At 58.0% G+C, this 20,545-nt stretch carries 18 protein-coding genes and 1 pseudogene; 8 read left to right on the plus strand and 11 right to left on the minus strand.

All coding sequences use genetic code 11. The annotated features are described in order from the left end of the window. Positions 1-960 (minus strand): AAA family ATPase, encoded by a 960-nt coding sequence (locus ACA073_RS12715; RefSeq protein WP_008150800.1) that lies wholly within the window; start codon positions 958-960, stop codon positions 1-3. A 283-nt stretch (positions 961-1,243) separates the two neighbouring features. Continuing rightward, the gene (locus ACA073_RS12720; RefSeq protein ID WP_017338463.1) at positions 1,244-1,597 is read right to left on the minus strand and encodes a hypothetical protein; all 354 of its coding nucleotides are present in this window, start codon (positions 1,595-1,597) and stop codon (positions 1,244-1,246) included. A gap of 502 nt (positions 1,598-2,099) precedes the next feature. Between ACA073_RS12720 and ACA073_RS12725 the strand changes: the two genes are divergently transcribed. Beyond that, the gene (locus tag ACA073_RS12725) at positions 2,100-7,004 is read left to right on the plus strand and encodes an NAD-glutamate dehydrogenase (RefSeq protein ID WP_497403857.1); all 4,905 of its coding nucleotides are present in this window, start codon (positions 2,100-2,102) and stop codon (positions 7,002-7,004) included. Between the two features lie 95 nt (positions 7,005-7,099). Here the strand turns inward: ACA073_RS12725 and ACA073_RS12730 are convergent, their stop codons facing one another. From ACA073_RS12730 to pdxR, 5 genes are all read right to left on the minus strand, one after another. Continuing rightward, positions 7,100-7,744, minus strand: a complete 645-nt coding sequence (locus ACA073_RS12730) for a hypothetical protein (protein ID WP_497403859.1) — start codon at positions 7,742-7,744, stop codon at positions 7,100-7,102. 148 nt (positions 7,745-7,892) lie between these two features. Beyond that, complete coding sequence (locus ACA073_RS12735; protein ID WP_497403860.1) at positions 7,893-8,597, minus strand: ATPase; 705 nt, start codon at positions 8,595-8,597, stop codon at positions 7,893-7,895. Between the two features lie 212 nt (positions 8,598-8,809). Next, positions 8,810-9,220, minus strand: a complete 411-nt coding sequence (locus tag ACA073_RS12740) for a cupin domain-containing protein (RefSeq protein ID WP_497403861.1) — start codon at positions 9,218-9,220, stop codon at positions 8,810-8,812. Positions 9,221-9,417: 197 nt separating this feature from the next. Continuing rightward, positions 9,418-9,711, minus strand: coding sequence for a putative quinol monooxygenase (locus ACA073_RS12745; RefSeq protein WP_497403862.1), 294 nt, complete (start codon positions 9,709-9,711; stop codon positions 9,418-9,420). 123 nt (positions 9,712-9,834) lie between these two features. Then, positions 9,835-11,268 carry a MocR-like pyridoxine biosynthesis transcription factor PdxR gene (pdxR, locus tag ACA073_RS12750; RefSeq protein WP_497403863.1) on the minus strand — a complete coding sequence of 478 codons (1,434 nt, stop codon included), beginning with the start codon at positions 11,266-11,268 and terminating at the stop codon, positions 9,835-9,837. Positions 11,269-11,471: 203 nt separating this feature from the next. Between pdxR and ACA073_RS12755 the strand changes: the two genes are divergently transcribed. The 3 genes from ACA073_RS12755 (at position 11,472) to ACA073_RS12765 (ending at position 13,913) form a co-directional block, all read left to right on the plus strand. Continuing rightward, a complete protein-coding gene (locus ACA073_RS12755) occupies positions 11,472-11,912 on the plus strand; it encodes a carboxymuconolactone decarboxylase family protein (RefSeq protein WP_497403865.1) in 441 nt (146 codons plus the stop codon). 323 nt (positions 11,913-12,235) lie between these two features. After that, the gene (locus ACA073_RS12760) at positions 12,236-13,216 is read left to right on the plus strand and encodes a LysR family transcriptional regulator (protein ID WP_497403866.1); all 981 of its coding nucleotides are present in this window, start codon (positions 12,236-12,238) and stop codon (positions 13,214-13,216) included. 175 nt (positions 13,217-13,391) lie between these two features. Next, positions 13,392-13,913 carry a GNAT family N-acetyltransferase gene (locus tag ACA073_RS12765; RefSeq protein WP_497403867.1) on the plus strand — a complete coding sequence of 174 codons (522 nt, stop codon included), beginning with the start codon at positions 13,392-13,394 and terminating at the stop codon, positions 13,911-13,913. 1 nt (position 13,914) lies between these two features. Here ACA073_RS12765 and ACA073_RS12770 read toward each other — a convergent pair whose 3' ends face one another. After that, positions 13,915-14,607 (minus strand): aspartate/glutamate racemase family protein, encoded by a 693-nt coding sequence (locus tag ACA073_RS12770; protein WP_497403868.1) that lies wholly within the window; start codon positions 14,605-14,607, stop codon positions 13,915-13,917. Between the two features lie 139 nt (positions 14,608-14,746). On the opposite strand from ACA073_RS12770, the gene ACA073_RS12775 reads away from it, so the two are divergent. Continuing rightward, complete coding sequence (locus tag ACA073_RS12775; protein WP_497403870.1) at positions 14,747-15,241, plus strand: hypothetical protein; 495 nt, start codon at positions 14,747-14,749, stop codon at positions 15,239-15,241. A 130-nt stretch (positions 15,242-15,371) separates the two neighbouring features. On the opposite strand, the pseudogene ACA073_RS12780 reads toward ACA073_RS12775, so the two are convergent. Next, positions 15,372-15,557: pseudogene (locus ACA073_RS12780) on the minus strand (cbb3-type cytochrome c oxidase subunit 3). 220 nt (positions 15,558-15,777) lie between these two features. Between ACA073_RS12780 and ACA073_RS12785 the strand changes: the two are divergent. Together ACA073_RS12785 and ACA073_RS12790 are read left to right on the plus strand one after the other, a co-directional pair. Further along, positions 15,778-16,764 (plus strand): glycosyl hydrolase family 18 protein, encoded by a 987-nt coding sequence (locus tag ACA073_RS12785; protein ID WP_497403871.1) that lies wholly within the window; start codon positions 15,778-15,780, stop codon positions 16,762-16,764. A gap of 236 nt (positions 16,765-17,000) precedes the next feature. Next, positions 17,001-17,672 (plus strand): DUF3313 domain-containing protein, encoded by a 672-nt coding sequence (locus tag ACA073_RS12790; RefSeq protein WP_497403872.1) that lies wholly within the window; start codon positions 17,001-17,003, stop codon positions 17,670-17,672. Positions 17,673-18,065: 393 nt separating this feature from the next. Here ACA073_RS12790 and ACA073_RS12795 read toward each other — a convergent pair whose 3' ends face one another. After that, complete coding sequence (locus ACA073_RS12795; protein ID WP_497403873.1) at positions 18,066-18,857, minus strand: hypothetical protein; 792 nt, start codon at positions 18,855-18,857, stop codon at positions 18,066-18,068. 379 nt (positions 18,858-19,236) lie between these two features. On the opposite strand from ACA073_RS12795, the gene ACA073_RS12800 reads away from it, so the two are divergent. Beyond that, positions 19,237-19,980, plus strand: a complete 744-nt coding sequence (locus ACA073_RS12800) for a hypothetical protein (protein ID WP_497403874.1) — start codon at positions 19,237-19,239, stop codon at positions 19,978-19,980. 139 nt (positions 19,981-20,119) lie between these two features. Here ACA073_RS12800 and ACA073_RS12805 read toward each other — a convergent pair whose 3' ends face one another. After that, on the minus strand, positions 20,120-20,545 hold the full coding sequence (locus ACA073_RS12805) for a YciI family protein (protein WP_497403875.1): 426 nt from the start codon (positions 20,543-20,545) through the stop codon (positions 20,120-20,122).

Consider the following 20,545-nt stretch of genomic DNA (forward strand, 5'->3'; position numbering starts at 1 on the left):
TCAAGCGACGGCTACGACGTCGAGAATCCGCTGGACCACCCGGTCCTGGTCGATGCCCGCGGCTTCGGCTTCAAAAGAAAGAATGATGCGGTGACGCAGGACGTCGAACAGCACGGCCTGAATGTCTTCCGGGCTGACGAAGTCGCGACCGGCGAGCCAGGCGTGGGCGCGGGCGCAGCGGTCGAGGGCAATCGAACCGCGGGGGCTGGCGCCGTAGGCGATCCACTCGGCCATTTCCGGGTCGAACTTGGCCGGCGTGCGCGTGGCCATGACCAGTTGCACCAGGTATTCCTCCACGGCGTCGGCCATGTACAAACCGAGGATTTCCTTGCGTGCGGCGAAAATGGCCTGCTGGCTGACCCGGCGCTCGGGTTTGGTTTCGCCGTTCAAGGCTTCGCCACGGGCTTGTTGCAGGATGCGCCGTTCGACCGCCGCGTCCGGAAAACCGATTTTCACGTGCATCAGGAAGCGGTCCAGTTGCGCTTCGGGCAGCGGGTAAGTGCCTTCCTGCTCGATCGGGTTTTGCGTGGCCATCACCAGGAACAGCGGCGACAGCTCGTAGGTGCTGCGCCCGACACTGACCTGACGCTCGCCCATGGCTTCGAGCAGCGCCGACTGGACCTTGGCCGGGGCACGGTTGATTTCGTCCGCCAGTACCAGGTTATGGAAGATCGGGCCTTGCTGGAACACGAAACTGCCGGTTTCCGGGCGATAGATTTCCGTGCCGGTGATGTCGGCAGGCAACAGGTCGGGGGTGAACTGGATGCGATGGAACTGGGCTTCGATGCCTTCGGCGAGTTCTTTGATGGCCTTGGTCTTGGCCAGGCCCGGAGCGCCCTCGACCAGCATGTGGCCGTCGGCGAGCAAGGCGATGAGCAAGCGCTCGATGAGTTTTTCCTGGCCGAGAATCTGCGTTGAAAGAAAGGTTCGCAGCGCGAGCAGCGCTTCACGATGTTCCATCGATGACTGTTCCTGGAAAGGGTGACCGAAGACGTTCGAATAACGCCAGGGCTGGGGGCGTTACTTTAATCTATCGCGGGGGGCGGCGACTAACGGCATTTTGTGCAAAGTGTGGGAATAGATGGGTGAACGCGTTTGAGATTTGTGCCGGTCGGAGAGTGGTGTCGTTCTTTCGGGCCTCTTCGCGAGCAAGCCCGCTCCCACATTTAACCGCGTTGTTACAGGAGGAACGCGGTTAAATGTGGGAGCGGGCTTGCTCGCGAAGGCGCCCGCTCAGACACCATCAGAGCTGGCTGATATAAGTGCCAGTCCCCTTGAGAATGTTCTGCAACGTTTCTTCCACCTCCGCCAAATCACTCGCATCCGTGCTGTGAATGATCTCCAGCGAATCATCCCCATTCAACGCATCCGCATCCGCCGCTGCAATTTCGATCAGCAATCGGGTAGGGCTCAGCGTCACTTTCACGCCGTCCAGCGTCGAAGGCTCGCCATCAAGGGTGATCTCCAGCTCGTCCTCGTCCGGATAGCGGCTCATCAGGAACATTTCACCCTGATCGCTGTGGCAGGCGAGCATGGCCATGTTGTCTTCTTCCTCGTCACACGGGTTGACGATCAACAGGGAGGTGGTCATTTGCATGGGGAATTCCTGGCTCGGCGAGCGTTGTGAACACAACAAAAGGCAATTCTGCCAGCCCTCGGGAATTTCTGCTCGGCTGACTGTCAGAGAATGTGTCGTGAACATTCGGGGCGCCGCTGGTCATTTCGGGCACGAAGGTGCCGTAAATCCGGGCATAAAACGCCCAATTTCCTACACGACTGCTAGTGTTGTCCGATGCGCAGGGCCAGAGCTGCGTGCCGATGACCGAATATGTCGCAGCGCTGCAAGCACGGGCCTTGCCGCACTCGTTAAGCTGCGCAACGGATGAGCACCTGTAAAGACATTGCGCCATAGGTTCGCCAGTCGTTTTTGCAGATGCCCATTCATGGAAGGTGAATGTGACCTGAGTGTCTCGTCCAGCTTCACCCACCTGTCACCCTGTTTCCTCTGCCAGAGAATCAGGCGCAGGGTGACGGATCGCCCCGAAAGGGGTTTGCACGCGACGCTTCCATCAATAACAAGCCCAAGCGGAGTACCACAGATGGCGTTCTTCACCGCAGCCAGCAAAGCCGACTTCCAGCACCAACTGCAAGCGGCACTGGCGCAGCACATCAGTGAACAGGCACTGCCACAAGTGGCGCTGTTCGCTGAACAATTCTTCGGCATCATTTCCCTTGACGAGCTGACCCAGCGTCGGCTGTCCGACCTCGCTGGCTGTACCCTTTCTGCGTGGCGCCTGCTTGAGCGCTTCGATCACGCGCAACCGCAGGTTCGCGTCTACAACCCTGATTACGAACGCCACGGCTGGCAGTCGACCCACACCGCGGTCGAAGTGCTGCATCACGACCTGCCATTCCTGGTGGACTCGGTGCGTACCGAGCTGAACCGTCGCGGCTACAGCATTCATACCTTGCAAACCACGGTGCTGAGCGTGCGTCGCGGCAGCAAGGGCGAACTGCTGGAAATCCTGCCGAAAGGCACCCAGGGCGAAGGGATCCTGCAAGAATCCCTGATGTACCTGGAAATCGACCGTTGCGCGAACACGGCCGAACTGAATGTCCTGAGCAAAGAGCTGGAGCAGGTTCTCGGTGAAGTCCGCGTCGCGGTCGCCGATTTCGAACCGATGAAAGCCAAGGTCCAGGAAATCCTGACCGGCCTGGACAACAGCCAGTTTGCCGTCGATCCGCAAGAAAAAGCTGAAATCAAAAGTTTCCTGGAATGGCTGGTGGGCAACCACTTCACGTTCCTTGGCTATGAAGAATTCGTGGTGCGCGATGAAGCCGACGGCGGCCACATCGTCTACGACCAGGATTCGTTCCTCGGCCTGACCAAACTGTTGCGTACGGGTCTGACCCACGACGATCGACGCATCGAAGATTACGCCGTGAACTACCTGCGCGAACCGACCCTGTTGTCGTTCGCCAAGGCTGCGCACCCGAGCCGCGTGCACCGTCCGGCTTACCCGGATTACGTGTCGATCCGCGAGATCGACGCCGACGGCAACGTCATCAAGGAATGCCGCTTCATGGGCCTGTACACCTCGTCGGTGTATGGCGAGAGCGTGCGAGTCATTCCGTACATCCGCCGCAAGGTCGAAGAGATCGAACGCCGTTCCGGCTTCCAGGCCAAGGCTCACCTGGGCAAGGAACTGGCGCAGGTGGTCGAAGTGCTGCCGCGTGATGACCTGTTCCAGACCCCGGTCGACGAGCTGTTCAGCACCGTGATGTCGATCGTGCAGATCCAGGAACGCAACAAGATCCGCGTGTTCCTGCGCAAAGACCCGTACGGTCGTTTCTGCTACTGCCTGGCTTACGTGCCGCGTGACATCTACTCCACCGAAGTGCGCCAGAAGATCCAGCAAGTGCTGATGGATCGCCTGAAAGCCTCGGACTGCGAGTTCTGGACGTTCTTCTCCGAATCCGTTCTGGCCCGCGTGCAACTGATCCTGCGCGTCGATCCGAAGAACCGTCTCGACATCGACCCGCAGCAGCTGGAAAACGAAGTGATCCAGGCCTGCCGCAGCTGGCAGGACGACTACTCGGCCCTGACCGTCGAAACCTTCGGCGAAGCCCACGGCACCAACGTGCTGGCCGACTTCCCGAAAGGCTTCCCGGCCGGTTACCGCGAGCGTTTTGCCGCGCATTCGGCTGTGGTCGACATGCAGCACTTGCTCAGCCTGAAAGAAGCCAATCCGCTGGTGATGAGCTTCTATCAGCCACTGGGTCAGGTGTCCGGCAAGCGCGAGCTGCACTGCAAGCTCTATCACGCCGATACCCCGCTGGCGCTGTCCGATGTGTTGCCGATCCTGGAAAACCTCGGTCTTCGCGTACTGGGTGAATTCCCGTATCGCCTGCGGCACAACAATGGCCGCGAATTCTGGATTCACGACTTTGCGTTCACCGCCGCCGAAGGCCTGGAACTCGACATCCAGCAACTCAACGACACCTTGCAGGACGCCTTCGTCCACATCGTGCGTGGCGATGCCGAGAACGATGCGTTCAACCGTCTGGTACTGACCGCCGGCCTGCCGTGGCGCGACGTGGCTTTGCTGCGTGCCTACGCCCGTTACATGAAGCAGATCCGTCTGGGCTTCGACCTGGGCTACATCGCCAGCACCCTGAACAACCACACCGACATCGCTCGCGAGTTGACCCGGTTGTTCAAGACCCGTTTCTACCTGGCGCGCAAGCTGACCGGCGACGATCTGGAAGACAAGCAGCAACGTCTGGAACACGCGATCGTCACCGCACTGGACGACGTCCAGGTGCTGAACGAAGACCGCATCCTGCGTCGCTATCTGGACCTGATCAAGGCCACCCTGCGGACCAACTTCTACCAGACCGACGCCAACGGTCAGAACAAGTCCTACTTCAGCTTCAAGTTCAACCCGCACCAGATTCCAGAGCTGCCGAAGCCGGTTCCGAAGTTCGAAATCTTCGTTTACTCGCCTCGCGTCGAAGGCGTGCACCTGCGCTTTGGCAACGTTGCTCGCGGTGGTTTGCGCTGGTCTGACCGTGAAGAAGACTTCCGTACCGAAGTCCTGGGCCTGGTAAAAGCCCAGCAAGTGAAGAACTCGGTCATCGTGCCAGTCGGCGCGAAGGGCGGCTTCCTGCCGCGTCGCCTGCCACTGGGCGGCAGCCGTGACGAGATCGCGGCCGAGGGTATCGCCTGCTACCGCATCTTCATTTCGGGCCTGTTGGACATCACCGACAACCTGAAGGACGGCGCGCTGGTGCCGCCGGCCAACGTCGTGCGTCATGACGACGATGACCCGTACCTGGTCGTGGCAGCGGACAAGGGCACTGCAACCTTCTCCGACATCGCCAACGGCATCGCCATCGACTACGGCTTCTGGCTGGGTGACGCGTTTGCGTCCGGTGGTTCGGCGGGTTACGACCACAAGAAAATGGGCATTACCGCCAAGGGCGCGTGGGTCGGCGTACAACGTCACTTCCGCGAGCGCGGCATCAATGTTCAGGAAGACAGCATCACGGTAGTCGGCGTCGGCGACATGGCCGGTGACGTGTTCGGTAACGGCTTGTTGATGTCCGACAAGCTGCAACTGGTCGCCGCATTCAACCACCTGCACATCTTCATCGACCCGAACCCTGAGCCTGCGAACAGCTTCGCCGAGCGTCAGCGCCTGTTCGATCTGCCGCGTTCGGCGTGGTCGGATTACGACACCAGCATCATGTCCGAAGGCGGCGGGATCTTCTCCCGTAGCGCGAAAAGCATCGCGATTTCCCCGCAGATGAAAGAGCGTTTCGACATTCAGGCCGACAAGCTGACCCCGACCGAACTGCTGAACGCCTTGCTCAAGGCGCCGGTGGATCTGTTGTGGAATGGTGGTATCGGCACCTACGTCAAGGCCAGCAGCGAAAGCCACGCCGATGTCGGCGACAAGGCCAACGATGCGCTGCGCGTGAACGGCAACGAACTGCGCTGCAAAGTCGTGGGCGAGGGCGGTAACCTCGGTATGACCCAATTGGGTCGTGTCGAATTCGGTCTGAATGGCGGCGGTTCCAACACCGACTTCATCGACAACGCCGGTGGCGTGGACTGCTCCGACCACGAAGTGAACATCAAGATCCTGCTGAACGAAGTGGTTCAGGCCGGTGACATGACCGACAAGCAACGTAACCAGTTGCTGGCGAGCATGACCGACGAAGTCGGCAACCTGGTGCTGGGCAACAACTACAAGCAGACTCAGGCCCTGTCCCTGGCGGCACGCCGTGCTTTCGTGCGGATTGCCGAATACAAGCGTCTGATGAACGATCTGGAAGGCCGTGGCAAGCTGGATCGCGCCATCGAGTTCCTGCCGGCTGAAGAAGCGATCAACGAACGCCTCGCGGAAGGCCATGGCCTGACCCGTGCCGAGCTGTCGGTGCTGATCTCCTACAGCAAGATCGACCTCAAGGAAGCGCTGCTCAACTCCCTGGTGCCGGACGACCACTACCTGACGCGCGACATGGAAACCGCTTTCCCGCCGAGCCTGGTGAGCAAGTTCTCCGACGCCATGCGCCGTCACCGTCTGAAGCGCGAAATCGTCAGCACCCAGATCGCCAACGATCTGGTCAACCACATGGGCATCACCTTCGTTCAACGACTCAAAGAGTCGACCGGCATGAGCCCGGCGAACGTGGCCGGTGCTTACGTGATCGTGCGTGACATCTTCCATCTCCCGCACTGGTTCCGTCAGATCGAAGCCCTGGATTACCAGGTTTCGGCCGACGTACAACTGGAGCTGATGGACGAGCTGATGCGTCTGGGCCGTCGCGCTACGCGCTGGTTCCTGCGTGCCCGTCGCAACGAGCAGAACGCTGCCCGTGACGTCGCGCACTTCGGTCCGCATCTGAAGGAGTTGGGTCTCAAGCTCGACGAACTGCTGAGTGGCGAGATCCGTGAGAACTGGCAGGCCCGCTATCAGGCGTACGTCGAAGCCGGTGTGCCGGAGTTGCTGGCGCGCATGGTGGCTGGCACTTCGCACCTGTACACCCTGCTGCCGATCATCGAAGCCTCCGACGTGACCGGCCAGAACCCTGCGGACGTGGCCAAGGCGTACTTCGCCGTGGGCAGCGCGCTGGACATCACCTGGTACTTGCAACAGATCAGTGCTTTGCCGGTTGAAAACAACTGGCAAGCCCTGGCCCGTGAAGCGTTCCGCGATGACGTCGACTGGCAGCAACGTGCGATCACCATCTCCGTCCTGCAACAGGGCGACGGCACTCAGGACGTGGAAACACGCCTGGCGCTGTGGATGAAAGAGCACGAAGGCATGATCGAACGCTGGCGCGCCATGCTGGTGGAAATCCGTGCCGCCAGCGGCACGGACTACGCCATGTACGCGGTGGCCAACCGTGAGTTGCTGGACCTGGCGTTGAGCGGGCAGGCGGTAGTGCCTGCTGCCACCGTCACGACCAGCGCCGAACTGGAGCCTGCTGCCTGATCAGTCGCTGAATGAAAAAGCCCCGTCTCGAAAGAGGCGGGGCTTTTTTTATTTCAATGACGTTGCACACGGTTGGTCAACGACCTGGAGGTTGATCAATCATCATCGTCATCCGGATGGGGCCTTGCTTCCACATACAGCGGATAAGGCTCGGAACTGGTCGGGTAGGGAACGTTCCGTTCCAGGATCTGCAGATTGAACTTCACCAGGTCGCCGGATTGATCCCCGTAGCTGTAGATTTTCGGATCCTCAACCAACTGCCTTTTTATCAGGCCGGCATTCCGGGCTCTAAGATATACGGTGGCCTCGTTTGTGGTGATGTTATCGAGGGTTATGATGGATTGATCGGCGTTGAGCAAGTTGTACGAAGTCGTTTTGCCGCCCACACCTGCAAACGCTCCGATCCGCCCGCTGGCATTTTTGCTTAAATATTGTCCAAGGTACGCTTTGCTGCGGATTTGAATGTTGTAGTAGTCCTCATAGCACCTGAAATACACAATCATCTCGTCCGAAAGCGTCCGAGTGTAAACATCCCGTCCTCCGCGAACCTGAACCATTTTGTTGGTGACTTTTGAGTAAGAGTGTCGGGTGGTCAGCAGTTGGCCGTCACCGGCAAGGGCGCCGCGGTTGAATCGCTCCGATACGAAAAAACTACTGTGTAACATTTGATCGAAGAATCTCATTGGTACGTCATTGCACCGAATGCGTGCGATGAAAGATCTTTCCTGTCCAGTACTCATAAAGCCTCCATTGTTCCGATTGTTTTCGCTTCCTGCGAATGGGGCAGAGTAATGGGCTGGGCGTTAATTGGTAATGGAAAAGAGTTGCCTGATATTGCTGTAAGCGTCGAGGCCTCTTCGCAAACAATATTGCGAAGAGGCCTGCTGCTTAATAGGTGACTTTGACGTGATCGATTTGCGAAATATTGCTCGTCGGTTTGTTGAGTAATTGGTGCAGCGACTGATCAAAATTTTGCAATGCCTGAATTTGCACTTGCTGTTGTTGGTTGATATCCGCCACGATTTCTTCGCTGCGTTTATAGTGTGCCCATAACGGGCTGAGTGCCTTGGCGTCATGCCCTCGGGCCGTACCGATGTAGTTAAAGTTCGCGTCATAGAAATCAGCGCTGACATTCGCCTCGATGTCCGAACTGCGCGAGGTCATCAATTGACTGCGCGTATCAACGATGGCCACCACGTCGGGTTTCGCCGCCCTGAGACTTTGCATATCCGGGTAGACCGTTACCGAGCCGAACTGACGCTGCAGGGACGCCTTGACCCAGTCCACCGCCAGGTCGGGATTAGAGGTGGCGACGTAGGCGTCATGAATCGGTTGCACCAGCAGGCTCTGGCCAAAACCGGTGCCGGCATTGGCCCGGTAATCCTGGAGGTAGGCGCGGTTGGTCTGCGTGTTGCGGCTGTAGACGATGCCGACTGACACATGCTCACCGTTGGGGACACGGGTGGCGCTGCTCCGGCCTACCGGTTCGCTGAACAGGCCGTCGAGTGAAGAAACAGCCGTGGGTGCGGTGGGGATTGAACATCCGGTCAAAACAGCGGCGAACGTAAAGGTGCTGACAAGTAAAAGTTTCATGGTGTTTCTCCAGTGAAACAACTTGACTCGTTAAGTAAAATTGCCGACTTCAGACTAAACCTGTGTCGTTTGAATGAAATAGCCAATTGCTGCACTTGTCAGGCGACCGATAGTTTTGTTTGGTTTAAACCATTGCCGTTAATAACGTCAGGAAATATAAGAGCCCGAATTCATGATTTGGGCCTTTATGTTTATGGCTGTACGTTCAGCCATCAGTTTTCCAGGGGGATCAACACCTTTTCGTCCGGGGACAGGACCATGAACACTAATAACTTCGCAGGCTTTGTCGCACTGGCATTTTTCGAGACCAGATGTTCCGAGCCCGCCGGTTCATACCAATGCTCACCAGCCTTGTAGGTTTTCGGTTGCTCGCCTTTCACCTGGGAAACGATCGACCCCGAAATCACGTAAGCCATTGCCGTGCCTTCGTGTTTGTGGGCGATGGAGGATTGACCAGGCTTGTAATCAACTTCAATCATCAGCGCCTTTTTGCCCGGGACGTTCTTCAGTACTTCGTCTTGCAGGATCGTGACTTTTTCCGAGGGGTCGTGGGCGAATGCCGAGGCAGAAACGCTCAGGGCGAGGACGGCAAGCGGGGCAGCCAGTAAATGCAAAACTTTCATGGTTCATCACCTGCAATGGGTTAGTGATCAGGAACCAATCTAGTGCGCCACCGGCGACAATCAAACAGCCAATATTCGAGAAGGTCAGGGGACCAATCCAGCGCGTAACAAACAAAAGATCGCAGCCTTCGGCAGCTCCTACCGAGGTACCCATACTCTGCGGGAACGGCAAAAAGACTGCGATCTTTAACCGTAGTCTATCGAATCGGAAAACTATTGAAGTCGACGGCATTGGCCAGTTGGCAATCGATCAGGTCGATAAAGCCCTGCACTTGGGGGCTGTTGAAATGCGATTGCATGGCCGTTTCCGATTGCCAGCGGGCGCTGACATTCCAGCGGTTGCTGTCCTCGGGGCAGCGGTCGACCATATAGGATTCGCAGCCCGGTTGTTCGCGCAGGGTTTCGACTATCTTTTGCAGTTGCCTGCCCAGTTCGTCCGAGCGGCCGGCAGCGGCCTGCACCTTTACCGTATTGATCACTTCGTTGGACATTGCTCACACTCCTGAATCAGGCCGGACGAATCCTGCTCATTGAGGGATAACGTTTATGCAGGATAGGCCCGCACCCTGGGACCGCCAATAGCCAATCACCGGATAAAAACCCAGACCAATCTGTCAGGCGACCTGCTGCAAAATGTCGCGCAATCGGTCCAGGGCGGTGTCGATATCCAGGGTTTCAATGGCGCCAAACCCCATGAGAAGCCCGGCCTGTGGCATTTGCTGATAGAAAAAGGTGTCGATGGAATACAGCCCGACTTCGACCTTTTTTGCCAGTTCGATCACCAGTGGCATATCGATAGGCACTTTGCACATAAGCGCCATGTGAAATCCCGCCGTGCTCGGGATCGCTTCGAACCAGGGAGACAGATCACCCGCGATGCGCGTCAGGATGCGCTCGCGACGCCCGGCATAGATCGTATGGCAGCGCCGGATATGCTTGAGCAGACAGCCTGCGGCGATGAACTTGGCCAGTGCCCATTGGGGCAGGGTGGAGGTGTGCAGATCGGTGAGCTGTTTGGCGCGGATCACTGCCTCGAGAATGGCCGGCGGCAAAATCGCGTAACCGAGGCGCAATTCCGGCAGCAGGGTTTTCGAGAAGGTCCCGACGTAGGCGACGATCCCGCGCTCATCCATGCTTTGCAGGGAGTCGGTGGGCCGGCCTTCGTAGCGAAATTCGCTGTCATAATCGTCCTCGATGATAATCGCGCCCAACTCGTAGGCGCGATCCAGCAGTGCTATCCGCCGGGCCTGGCTCATCGGCATGCCGAGCGGAAACTGGTGGGACGGCGTGACATAAATCAGCCGGGTGCCCAAGGGAATTTTGTCGACCTGGATGCCTTCGGCATCGACCGGCACGCCGATCACCGTGGCGCCGTGGCTGCCGAACAACAGGCGCGCGGGCGGGTAACCGGGGTCTTCCATGGCGACGATGCTGCCGGGGCGGGTCATCACGCGGGAGATCAGGTCCAGCGCCTGTTGCGCGCCGTTGCACACCACCACGTCTTCGTCCTGACAGTTCACTCCACGGGAAAATGCGATATGCCGGGCGATCGCGTTGCGCAGCGCCGGAAGGCCTTCGGGCAGGCTGTAGAAACCTTTGGAACCGGCCATCTGGCGCAAGGCGTGAGAGGTGCAGCGGCGCCAATCGTCCTGGGGGAATTGACCCTTGCTGGTGGCGCCACCGATGAAGTCATAGCGCAGCGAGCCTTCCAGCGTCGGATGGCGCAAAAACACCGGCAGGTTGCGCCATGACTCGATGACTTCGGCGCTCGCCAACTGCGAATGCGTTTGCTTGGGCAGTGCTTTTGCGGTCCGGGCGTTGACGAAGGTGCCTTTACCGATCACGCCGGTCAGGAAGTTTTCATACGTCAACTGCGCGTAGGTGTCGGAAATGGTCTTGCGCGAGATGCCCAGCTGTTCGGCCAGCAAACGACTGGGCGGCAGTTGCGCCCCGGCTGCCAGACGACCGGATTCGATGGCGCTGCGCAGTTGGTTGTACAACTGGCCTGCCAGGTCCTTGCGGCCGTTGATGACAACATGAAGTTCCATACCGGCGGGGCTCCTGGGGCGGTTGAGGCGCGTGTGCGTCGCGCAAGATTACCCGCAAGCACCGCTGCGCAGTAGTTGCGTGGATGAAAAACCGCGGATTGGCCTGTTGCCGGGTGGTCCACCGGTATTTCGCGGAATTGGATCTGTAACGCCTGCGCATCAGCGCCTACCGTAAACGCCTCAATCGATCCACGAGGCCCGCCATGACTTCCCGTCTGGATTACTACAGCGCGTCGCCCAAAGCGATGAAAGCGATGATTGCCATGGAGGCGTTGACCAGCAACCTGAGCATCGAGCCGGCGCTGCTGCACCTGATCAAGATCCGTGCCTCGCAGCTCAATGGCTGCGCCTTCTGCACCGACCTGCATTCGGTGGATGCGCGGCGCCTCGGCGAGACCGACCGGCGCCTGTATTCGATCGTGGTCTGGCGCGACAGCGGCTTCTTCAACCCACGGGAGCGCGCGGCGCTGGCCTGGACCGAGGCGGTCACCTTGCTCTCGCAAAGTCATGTGCCCGACGACGTCTACGCGCAGGCCCGGGAGCAGTTCAGTGAAAGCGAGATGGTCGACCTGACCATCGCGGTCACCACCATCAACAGCTGGAATCGCCTGGCGGTGAGTTTTCGACAAGCGCCCAGTGCTTGAGGCTAGGGTCAATGGATAAATCACACTTGTAGGCGCCAGACTTACCGTAATGCCAGTCAGTTAAGAAAATTTGTAGGAGCGAGCTTGCTCGCGATGGGCTTCAGGACGACGCGTGCATTCAAAGAATACGCGTTATCGTTGGCGTCCATCGTCGGAACGCCGCCCGGAGCAAGCTCGCTCCTACAAGAGTCAGCTTTCGCTTAACTGGCTTGCCGCACCGCTGGCTCCTACATAAAGCGAATCATGACCCGGCTGTCACAGCAGGTTCATTAACGTTGCGCAGGATGAGGTTTTTCAAAGGACACATCGACAGGGAGTCATCGATGTCATTCATGGAAACCACAGGACGCCAAAGCCCTGCCGAGTATCGTTCGCCGGTAGACGCCACGCTGTCCTGCCGTGCACGGGTCGCCGCGGTTGATCCGCAACTGGCTCAGGCGTTCACGGTCAGTGCCCGTTGCGGCTGTTTCATGCAGGCGGCCCGCAGCCTCAACATCAAGGCGACCTTGCTGCGCAAACAGTTGGCGCAGCTCGAAACGCAACTGCAGTGTTCGCTGTTCACCCATTGCGACAATGGCATCACCCTCAGCCGTGAAGGCTTGCAGCTTCAGGCGCAGTTGATTGCGTTGGCCCATGAACGCGATTTGCCCGTGATCGAGCAACCGTTGGTGCGCCTGGCGGTTGCCGAGTCGATCCTGCACGACATTCTCGGTCGCGACCTGGTGGGCTTGTTGCGCCGTAACGCCAGCGTACGCCTGGACATCATCACCCTCGACAGTGAACTGGCGCTGCAAGCGGTCAGTGCCGATGTGGTGGTGTGGCTGGCGGGCACCGAATCGCCGCTTCCGGGCCCGAGTTTTGCCGTCAGCGAACCCCAGCGCCTGGCGCGACTCGACTACCTGCCACACATCGCCAAGCGTTACTCACGCACAGCGTCGCGCCCGGACAGCCTAGATGACCTCGCGGACTTCCTGTTGGTGCAATGGCAGTCTCACGGTCAGGTCGAGAGCTTCGTGCCGTGGAATGCGCTGGTGGACCAGCGCCTGGCCGGAGTGGTGCAGCTGCATTCCTATGAGCTGCTGCTGGAGATGATTCGTTGCAGCGCCTGCATCGGTTTGCTGCCCGGCTACATGAGTCGCTTCGACCGTGGGCTCATTGCGTTGCCGGGGCTGTTTGGCCAACCGATGCAGCGTCAGGTCTGGATGGCGGTGAATGCGCAGTCGCAGGAAGAGGCGCAGGTGCAGATGATCGTCGAGCTGATCCAGAACACCTTCAATGAGCGCCGGGAATGGTTTGAAGGCTGACCACTACCTGAAAATGTGGGAGCGGGCTTGCTCGCGAAAGCGGTGTGTCAGTCGCTATCAATGTTGACTGACACACCGCTTTCGCGAGCAAGCCCGCTCCCACATTGGTTCTCGCCATGTTTGAAGTATGCGTTGTAGAGTGAGCGGCCATGTCTGTCTCAAGGATGAATCACCCATGCCCGTCACTGACGCTGTCATCACCCTCGAACGCTTCAACGAATCCCATCTCGAAGGCATCACCGCGCTCTACAACGAGCCGGCGATTACCCGCCAAGTGCTGCAAATGCCGTTTCAATCCATCGAAGTCTGGCGCAAACGCCTGGATCCGGGCAACGAACGACATGTACAGCTGGTGGCGCTGCATCAGGGGGCGGTGATCGGCAACATCGGCCTGGAGCAGTTCTCGCGCATCCGTCGCAGCCATGCCGCCAATTTCGGCATGGGTGTCTCTGAAGCATGGCAGGGCAAGGGCGTTGGTTCGAAGCTGCTGGCAACCGCGCTGGACATCGCTGACAACTGGATGAACCTGCAACGGGTCGAGCTTTCGGTGTACGCCGACAACGAAGCGGCCATCGGCTTGTACCGCAAGTTCGGCTTTGAGACCGAAGGCCTGTTTCGTGACTACGCCGTGCGTGACGGAAGGCTGGTGGATACCTTGAGCATGGCGCGTCTGCGTCGCACGCCCAAGGCCGGTTGAGTCACTCAGCCAGTGCGAACGCCACCGCCGCCTGCGCATGCAGTTCGGTGGTGTCGAGCAGGGGCAGGGCGCTGTGCTCGGGTTTGATCAGCAAGCCGATTTCAGTGCAGCCAAGGATGATGGCCTGGGCGCCGCGTTGGGTCAGGGATTGGATGACCTGCTGATAAAACCGGCGTGATTCCTCGCTGATGACCCCGACGCACAACTCGTCATAAATGATCCGGTGTACGGCCTGACGTTCCTCGGCCTCCGGCACCAGTACGGTCAGTCCCATCGACGTCAGGCGCTCCTTGAGGAAGTCCTGTTCCATGGTGAACGCCGTACCAAGCAGTCCGACCTTCAGCGCATCTGCCTCGACAGCCGCTTGACCGGCCGGGTCGGCGATGTGCAGGAACGGAATGCTGATCGCTGCCTGAATCTGCCCGGCCACCTTGTGCATGGTGTTGGTGCACAGCACCACGCAATCGGCGCCACCCGCTTCAAGCCGCCGCGCCGCTTCCACCAGAATCACTGCCGCATCGTCCCAGCGCCCGGCATGCTGAGCCTGTTCGACAGGCCCGAAGTCGACGCTGTACATCAGCAATTTCGCCGAACGCAACGGCCCGAGCCGGTCGCGTACCTGTTGGTTGATGAGACGGTAATACTCGGCGCTGGACTCCCAGCTCATGCCGCCGATAAGGCCGATGGTGCGCATGGCGTGCTCCTGTTGATGGATACCCCTGAGCCGCGAGTGTCCCGTGATGTGACCGCCGGTGCAATTGACTTGTACGCCCGCCGCGCGCATCTGCCATGCTCAAAGTCCGCAGCACCGCTTCAACCAAAGGAACACCGCAATGGACGACGTACAGCAACTGGGTGAGATGCTTCGCCACTACGCAGACAGCGAAGCGCACAAAAAACAACTGTTCGAGTCGCAATCGGCCGTGTGGGCGGCGCGCATTGGCGAGCTGTTCGATCAGATCCAGCAATGGCTGGAACCGGTCAAGGCACCGAACTTGCTGGAAGTGAGCCGTGAGACCTATGTCGCCTCGGGACCGAGCGTTCCGGTCGAGACGTCGACGTTCAAGACCGAGAAGCTCGGCATCGTGATTGCCGGAAAACCGGTGGAGTTCGTACCGGATGTAATGGGCGCGGGCGGGCAGATCTCCCTGGCCGTGATGGGCCTGACCGCCGCGCGCTATGGCAGCATTTCGCTGGTATGCCTGCCGCCGTCGAGCAACTGGCAATGGCGCAAGACCAATGGCTTGAAGGACCCGGACACCTTTGCCTTCGACGCGAATTTTCTGGCGCAGCAACTGCAGAGCCTGATTCCACGAGATCGCAGCTGATTCTCTGAGGCTGACACAAAACCCTGTGGGAGCGGGCTTGCTCGCGAAGGGGCCATAACATTCAGCATCAATGTTGACTGTCACACCGCCTTCGCGAGCAAGCCCGCTCCCACCTTGGATCTGTGGTGCATCAGATTTCGAGATTTCCCCATCCGGGCTTTGCCACTTCCGGCGCGACCGCTTTCACCACTGTGCGCCGAGAAACGGCATCAGGCTAGCATCCTCCAGACTCTGCGCCGCCTGCTGCTTCAGGCAGTACTCGACCGCCAGCCAAAGCCCCACCACGCCCAAACCCATTCAGCACAATCTCGATCATCTCAAGCTCCTCAGCGCAATTGATACGGATCCGTTGCGAGCCCCTGTACCTGTCAGAGTTGACAGTATCGGGGGATTGAATCCAGGGGTTTAATAAACGCGCTGACGTATTGGGCAGTAGTGCGTTCCAGTGGTTGCGTTCAAGGCAGGTCTGCCGTTCCGGTCATGACGACCAGGAGGGGCGCTTTCATACAGGATGTTCTGAACTCAAGGGTGAACCAATGGCAACTTTCACATATACAGGCCCCACGGCGCCTGCCGACGACGCGTCGGAAATGCCTGATTTCAGCGGGAAAAAAGTTTTCATGGGGTTTTGGCATAACTGGGGGCCGAGTGCCGGGTATCAAGGCGGATTGACGGGTGAGGTGGAATTGAAGGACATCCCCGTCGAATACAACGTGGTAGCGGTAGCGTTCATGAAGGGCGCTGGCATCCCGACGTTCAAGCCATACAACCAGACGGATGTGGAGTTTCGGCGTCAGGTCGGCGAGCTCAACAAGCAAGGTCGCGCGGTGCTGATTTCATTGGGTGGTGCCAATGGTCTCGTCGCACTGAACAAAGGCGATGAGCAAGCACTGGCGAATGAAATCATCCGGTTGGTTGAAGTGTATGGTTTCGATGGACTGGACATCGATCTGGAACAAACTGCAATCGACGATGCCGACAACAACACGGTCATTCCCGCGGCGCTGAAGATGGTCCGCGATCACTACAAGAATCAAGGCAAGCACTTTCTTATCACCATGGCGCCGGAGTTCCCGTATCTGAGAACCGGGGGCAAGTACGTCCCGTATCTGACCGCCTTGGCGAACTATTTTGATTGGATTTCCCCGCAGTATTACAACCAGAGAGGTGACGGGCTTTCTGTTCCGGCGCTCAATCCGTCCTGGCTCGCGCAGGACGATGGGGTACGCAAGGAAGAGTTCCTTTACTACCTGACCACCGCGCTGGTAACCGGCACCTATGGCTTCATCAAGATCCCGGCAGATAAATTTCTTATCGGCTTGCCCAGCCACGGCGATGCGGCGGCGAATGGCTATGTCGCCAATCCAGCGTTCGTGCAAGGGGCTCTTGGCCGACTGACGGCCGATGGCAATGCAATCAAAGGCCTGATGTCCTGGTCGATCGGCTGGGATTGTGGGACCAATAAGAATGGCGCTGCGTATAACTGGGTTTTCAAAAGAATTTATTCACCGATGATTCAATAGAGGTTGAAACACTCGTCGATAGAGCGCGTCAAGATCGCAGCCTGCGGCAGCTCCTACAGGTGTACCCCAAATTCTGTAGGAGCTGCCGCAGGCTGCGATCTTTTAAACCGTGTCGATGCCATCGTGTGCAGTAATGATTGAATATTGAGATTTATCAGAACAAAAAGTACGGCATTGGCTATACCTGTAACACCTGTTTCCCAAACTGTTGTCGACCGCCTTACAGGAGTTACAGCATGAAGCTTGCGTTAATGATGAGCACACTGTGCATTGCCTCGATCGGCGTGGTGGGCTGCACCAGCACCAAGGTCGAGCCGGACCAGTATTCGGGGTTTCTCAAGGATTACAGCCAGCTCAAGGAAGCCAAATCTCCCTCGGGTGCGGTGGTGATGCGCTGGATTGATCCGACGCTCGACATCAACAAATATAAAAGCGTGTACGTCGAGCCGACCCAGCTGTATCCCAAGCCTCAGGCGACCGTGAAAATCCCTCAGGCCACCCTGAACGGGATCACCAGTTATTACGATCAGGCGCTCAAACGCGAAATAGGTAAGTCCCTGCCGCTGGCCGCCGGTCCCGGGCCGGGTGTGATGGTGGTGCGCGCGGCGATCACCGCCGTCAGCAGCAAGACTCAAGGCCTGAAACCTTATGAAGTGATTCCGATTGCGCTGGTGGCGGCGGCGGTGAGTACCGCCAGCGGTATTCGTGATCAGGAAACCGACCTGGCCACCGAAGCCGTGTTTCTGGATGGCGGCAACAATAAAGTCCTGGCCCAGGTAGTGCGCAAAGGCACCGGCAAACCGCTGGAAAACGAGGCTCAGGTGATGAAGGCCGATGACGTGAAAGGCGTGATCGATGGTTGGGCTTCGGATTTACATCAGTCGTATCTGAAGCTCAAATCCAAATGATGCGTTGGGGCTGAGGGCCACTTCGCGAGCAGGCTCGCTCCCACAGATAAGCTGTGTCGAACATATATTTTAGTGTTCACTGGAGATCAGATATGGGAGCGAGCCTGCTCGCGAAGACGGTCGTTCAGTCGCCAAATCACTCCCCAACAAACCACCGGCAAAACCGATTCCGCCATCCCCACGCATCACCTCGCGACTGTCCTGAACTTCGCACTCTCATGGTCCACCGCCTGGGTGCAACAGGTCTCACTGGTAATACCTCGAGCTTCTTCCCACATAGCGGTGAAGCTGGATTTGGTGACGCTGACCTCCTGGGCGCCAACCCCACAACTGACGAACATGGACATCAGGCTGTAACCGGCTGCGCGAAGAGCAATGTGCATGGGGAAGTCCTCATTTACCGAAGGTGACGTTGAGGCCGACGAACAGCGTGAACTGCGGCAAGCCGTCACCCTTGTGCTCGACGGTCCACTGCGGTTCGATGAAGGCATTGAGAATATTGGGCCCGGATTCCCAGACTTTGCCGGCACCCAGACCAAGCGGGATGTAATGGGTGTCGTTTTTCAGGTCGAAGGTCCATGTCGCGGTAGAGCGCAGGTACCAACCTCCATCCAGGTTGTGAAAAACAAACGGCTGCAGGGTGGCCGATTCGACATGCGGGCGGTCGCTGTCACCGGCAAAGGAAGTCTGATATTGCACCAGCGCGCCGAGCAAGCCACGGGGTGATGAATCAATCGCAATGGCTGCCAACCCCGCTTGCCATTTGCCGGTGCCGAGTTCGTCCTTATCGGCGTATGGCACGGTAATCTGCGGGCCGACGCCCAACTGCACGCCTTCAGTCTTGAGCAGGAAGATATCGAACACGTTCAAATCACCTTCACCGGTGCTGTACCCGCCGTGCGGGTCGGGGCGCGTGCTGATCGGCGCGGTGGCGCGCAGCAATTGCGGGACACCGATGAAACTGTTGGGCGCAATTGGCAGCGTGCCGCGCACCAACACTTCGTTGCTATGGACATTGGAGCCGTAGTACTTCGGGGTGTAGGAGTCCTGCAGGTTCATCCCCTGCGCGAAATTCAAAGGGTTGTTACTTTTGTTGGCCATGTCGGCGTTGTCGGCATGGGCACAAACGGCAGACGTTATCGAAGCCGCCAACACAAGGGCACTCGCGCCTGGATTCATCGACATGATTCCCCGGTTCCTTGGTGGCTCATCGGTCTACCCGGCACTTGGCGGCCGTTACTGCGTAATCTCTTTCCTATCAAGCATGTAGGACACATCTGATGACGTTAGCAGTTGACGGTGGGTTATCCAGTCGAAGGGATTAATTCGTTGGTTTTGTGTGCAGCAGAAACGACTAAACCCCGCCATTCGTATGAACACGCAAAACCTGCGGCGAGGGGTCGGCGTCTGTCAGATAGCCATTTGCTTTATTCGCAAACGAGGGTCAGCTCAAAATGTTTACTACCATTCGATCTTAACGACTGTCATTAATGACAGTGCACGTTTTTGCAGATGTCCCTGATAGTCCAGCTACCAATTCCAATGTCGACTATGGGGCAGCACTATGAGTTTAAATACCGAGCCGGACTCAACAGTGATCAACTCCCACTATGGATCTGATGCCCCGTTAGTACGCGCTGCTAGCCCTTGGGAACGAGCGAAGTTGACCGTTGCCGGGGTAGAGTGGCCATGGGATAAACCCATTGCGTTTTTTTGGGGGAGAAAAACCGACGTGACCGTAGAAGTCGATCCAGACTTCGCGAAGGATCTAAGACTGGCGTTGGTTAATACGGGTGGTCAAACCCCTGATGTCCTGCCGCAAGAAGGTTGGCAGCCACTCGTCGAAGGAAAGTGCATATGGAATATCACACCAGAGCAGGGTATGAGCGGCAAAGGCAAAATGCTCATATTTTGCCGGGAAGTGAATGAGGTCTGGGAAATCCTATGGGTGGCAGTATCAACCAATATGCTAAATGAAGTTCATTTCAGGCTTGACGGTCAGGATCAGGATCCAAATAGGGTAATGACTTTTTACCGAGGTACGACTCACAAGCTTGCCTGTTTTCCTCGGAATGGAAGTCCAATGGAAGGCACAGGGGTAAAGGTAAAGTGGACGACTCATCCTGGCGAACTTATTGAGGATTTGAACCCTAAAGAGGGTGAACCCCAACCACTGGTAGAGACCAGTGCGAATTGGGAGATTAAGTGTGGCGACAAAGACGGGGAGGTTAACTTTGACGTGGCTAGTGAAGTTGTTGATAGTTTCGCTCAGCGATTTGCAGCAGTGGTAGTAGCGAAAACTCCCTGATACCAAACTCATTATTCCTGGAAATCTCGCTGAAACCCTCAGCACTTTCACCCGGAATATACCGAGTAGCGGCACGTGTTCGATCACGCCCATCGGCGTCAAACAACCCAAGGACGTGATCGCGCGCGTACGTGGCTGCTCAGCGCTTCTTCACCTGCTCACGCAACCGTTCCTCCTGCTCCCGCAGTTCCGGCGTGAACTCGGCACCAAAATCCTCCGCCTCGAACACCTGGCGAATCTCGATCTCGGCTTCAGTGCCCGGCATCGGATTCGGGCAGCGCTTGACCCATTCGATCGCTTCCTCTTTCGACTTCACCTGCCACAACCAGTAGCCGGCGATCAGCTCCTTGGTTTCGATAAACGGACCATCGATCACCGTGCGCTGGTTTCCGGAAAACCGCACGCGGGCGCCCTTGCTACTCGGGTGCAAGCCTTCGCCGGCCAGCATGATCCCGGCCTTGACCAGTTCCTCGTTGTACTTGCCCATCGCGGTCAGCAGTTCTTCGCTGGGCATGACACCCGCCTCGGAATCCGGGCTGGCTTTGACAATGATCATGAATCGCAT

This window comes from Pseudomonas sp. LBUM1670, assembly GCF_059695695.1.